This window comes from Herbaspirillum sp. CF444 (assembly GCF_000282135.1).
In the GTDB taxonomy this organism is placed as follows: domain Bacteria; phylum Pseudomonadota; class Gammaproteobacteria; order Burkholderiales; family Burkholderiaceae_D; genus Herbaspirillum.
The window spans coordinates 1-2,804 of sequence record NZ_AKJW01000100.1 but is presented as its reverse complement, the minus strand read 5'-3'; the positions used below and the strand labels follow the sequence as shown (position 1 = coordinate 2,804).

Genomic DNA, 2,804 nt, shown 5'->3' with positions numbered 1-2,804 from the left:
GCCTTGACCATGTCCTCGATCACCTTCTTGGCATCGCCAAACACCATCATGGTCTTGTCCATGTAGAACAGTTCGTTGTCCAGTCCGGCATAACCGGCGGCCATCGAACGTTTGTTGACGATGACGGTTTTGGCCTTGTAAGCCTCCAGGATCGGCATGCCGGCGATCGACGACTTCGGATCCTTGGCCGCCGGATTGACCACGTCGTTGGCGCCCAGCACCAGCACCACGTCGGCCTGGCCGAACTCGCTGTTGATGTCTTCCATTTCAAAGACCTGGTCGTAAGGCACTTCGGCCTCGGCCAGCAGCACGTTCATGTGACCCGGCATGCGGCCCGCCACCGGGTGGATCGCATACTTCACGATCACGCCCTTGTGGGTCAGCTTCTCGGTCAGTTCTTTCAGTGCATGCTGCGCACGCGCCACCGCCAGGCCGTAGCCCGGCACGATGATCACGGTTTCCGCGTTGCCCATCAGGAAGGCCGCATCGTCGGCCGAACCGGACTTGACGTTGCGCTGCGCCTGCGCGCCGCCTGCGGCCGCGGCAGCAGGATCGCCCCCGAAGCCGCCGAGGATCACGTTGAAGAACGAACGGTTCATCGCCTTGCACATGATGTAGGACAGGATCGCGCCGGAGGACCCCACCAGCGAACCGGCAATGATCAGCATCGCGTTGTTCAGCGAGAAACCGATGCCCGCCGCCGCCCAGCCGGAATAGCTGTTCAACATCGACACCACCACCGGCATGTCGGCGCCGCCGATGGGGATGATGATCAATACACCCAGCACGAACGCGATCGCGGCCATGATGATGAACGGCAGCCAGTGTTGCGTCAGCACGAAGATCACGCCGAAGCCGATCATCGCCACCGCCAGCAGCAAATTCAACATGTGCTGGCCGGAGAAGCTCACCGGCGCCCCCTGGAACAGGCGGAACTTGTATTTGCCGGACAACTTGCCGAAGGCAATCACCGAACCGGAGAAGGTGATCGCGCCGACGAAGGTGCCGATGAACAATTCAACGCGATTGCCCACCGGGATCGCTTCGCCGTGCGCGGCGATGTTGAAGGCCCAGGGCTCGGCGACCGCGGCGACGGCGATACAGACAGCCGCCAGGCCTATCAGCGAGTGCATCGCCGCGACCAGTTCGGGCATCTTGGTCATCTCGACGCTCCTGGCCAGGTAGGCGCCGATGCCGCCGCCGACCACCACGCCGCCGGCCACCAGCCACAGGCCGATGCCCGAAGCCGGCATGTCGCCCTTGAGCTTGACGATCAGCGCCAGCGTGGTGACCACGGCAATGGCCATGCCGGCGATGCCGAAGGCGTTACCGCGACGCGCCGTCGACGGATGCGACAAGCCTTTCAATGCCTGGATAAAAAAGACCGAGGCGATCAGATACAACAGGGTGACCAGATTCATGCTCATGCTTGTGCCCCCGCCTTGTCTGTCTTGGTCTTGGGTTCTTTTTTCTTGAACATCTCCAGCATGCGCTGGGTGACCATGAACCCGCCGAAGACGTTGACTGCCGCGAGAGCGACCGCCAGCGTGCCGGCAATGCGGCCGACCGGTCCTTCGGTCAGGCCTGCGGCCAGCATGGCGCCGATGATGATGATGGCCGAGATGGCGTTGGTGACCGCCATGAGCGGCGTGTGCAAGGCCGGCGTGACCGTCCAGACCACGTGGTAGCCGACGTAAATGGCCAGCACGAAGATGATCAGGTTGATGATGGTGTGACTGACTTCCATGTGTTTTCTCCGTTTTTCGACGTCTTGACGTCTTCTTTTGTCGTCTTCTCTTATTTGCGCAGCACTTCGCCGCCCGTGCACAGCAGGGTCGCCGCGACGATGTCGTCTTCGCGGTTGATGACCAGCTTGCCTTCGGCGTCGACGATCAGCTTGAGGAAATCGAGCACGTTGCGGGCATACAGCGCCGACGCATCCGCCGCCACCAAGGCCGCCAGGTTGCCTTCGCCGATGATGTGCACGCCGTGTTTGATCACGGTCTTGCCGGACTCCGACAGCGGACAGTTGCCGCCCTGGTCGACCGCCATGTCGAGGATGACCGAGCCCGGTTTCATGGCCTTGACGGTGTCTTCGCTGATCAGCACCGGCGCCTTGCGGCCCGGGATCAGCGCGGTGGTGATGATGATGTCGGCCTGCTTGGCGCGCTCATGCACCGCTTCGGCCTGGCGGCGCATCCAGTCGGCCGGCATCGGACGGGCGTAGCCGCCGACGCCCTGGGCGATTTCCTTTTCTTCATCGGTGATGAACGGCACGTCGAGGAATTTGGCGCCGAGCGATTCGATCTGCTCCTTGACCGCGGGACGCACGTCGGACGCTTCGATCACGGCGCCCAGGCGCTTGGCGGTGGCAATGGCCTGCAGGCCGGCGACGCCGGCGCCCATGATCAGCATGCGCGCGGCCTTGACGGTGCCGGCGGCGGTCATGAGCATCGGCATGAAGCGTTGATAGGTGTTGGCGGCCATCAGCACGGCCTTGTAGCCGGCGATGTTGGCTTGCGAGGACAAGACGTCCATCGATTGCGCGCGCGTGGTGCGCGGCGCGGCTTCCAGGGCAAACGCGGTCAGCCCGGCAGCTGCCATGGCGGCGATGTTGTCCGCATCGAAGGGATTGAGCATGCCGACCACCACCGTGCCGGACTTCAGGCGGGTGCGTTCGTCCGCACTCGGGGCGCGCACTTTCAACAGTACATCAGCTGCATAGACTTCATCGGCGGACGCTATCCTGGCGCCGGCGGCAAGATAGGCCTCATCGGTGATGCTGGATTGGATGCCGGCGCCTG

General features: G+C 63.2%; 3 protein-coding genes. All 3 read right to left on the bottom strand.

Features of this window, described 5'->3' with window-relative positions; all coding sequences use genetic code 11:
- Nucleotides 1-1,427 (bottom strand): NAD(P)(+) transhydrogenase (Re/Si-specific) subunit beta (locus tag PMI16_RS22015; protein WP_007883731.1); only part of this gene is annotated, 1,427 nt, incomplete at its 3' end.
- Complete coding sequence (locus PMI16_RS22010; protein ID WP_007883730.1) at nucleotides 1,424-1,747, bottom strand: NAD(P) transhydrogenase subunit alpha; 324 nt, start codon at nucleotides 1,745-1,747, stop codon at nucleotides 1,424-1,426. The genes PMI16_RS22015 and PMI16_RS22010, both read right to left, overlap by 4 nt.
- A 50-nt stretch (nucleotides 1,748-1,797) precedes the next feature.
- Nucleotides 1,798-2,804 (bottom strand): NAD(P) transhydrogenase subunit alpha (locus PMI16_RS22005; protein ID WP_007883729.1); only part of this gene is annotated, 1,007 nt, incomplete at its 5' end.

Bases quoted from the DNA above. Each gene is read 5' to 3' on its own strand.
- PMI16_RS22010 (WP_007883730.1), bottom strand. From the start codon at position 1,747: ATGGAAGTCAGTCACACCATCATCAACCTGATCATCTTCGTGCTGGCC.